Source organism: Lactobacillus sp. C449L (assembly GCF_059900815.1).
The window spans coordinates 1-479 of the sequence record NZ_JBWXGA010000136.1 but is presented as its reverse complement, the minus strand read 5'-3'; the positions used below and the strand labels follow the sequence as shown (position 1 = coordinate 479).

General features: G+C 67.8%; 1 protein-coding gene. It reads left to right on the top strand.

Going from position 1 to position 479, the window contains the following annotated elements; translation table 11 throughout:
• Positions 1-34 precede the first annotated feature (34 nt).
• Positions 35-479: PepSY domain-containing protein (locus AC2JF9_RS08680; protein ID WP_500726962.1), on the top strand; the 445-nt coding region annotated here is incomplete at its 3' end.

Here is a 479-nt window from a genome sequence, read left to right as displayed (position 1 = left end):
CATTTGATAATCATTCGCAGTTAAAGGGGTGGCAATGGCGAAGGGGATGAGCGCGCGCAAGCTGTGGTTCCAGGTCCACAAGTGGATCGGCCTGTTGCTGTTCCTGCTGATCATCCCGATCTGCGTGTCGGGTTCGCTGCTCGTGTGGCACGACTGGACGGACAGCCTCGTCAACCCGGCGCGCTACGACGTAAGCGACAGCCGCGCGACGCTGCCCGTCGCGGATTATGTGGCATCCGCGCGGACCGTGCTCCGTCCGGGCGACCGGATCGCTTCGGTCGCGCTGCCGGAGGAAGCCGGCAGGCCGGTCATCGTCATGGCTTCCGCCCAGCCGGCGCCCGGTGACGCGGCGCGTCCCGGACCGCCGCCGCGCTACCAGGTGTGGCTCGATCCGGCGACCGCGGAGGTCAAGGACCATGCCGACCCGCGCACGGGGCTCATCCGGACGCTGCACGTGCTCCATGGCAGCCTCATGGTGC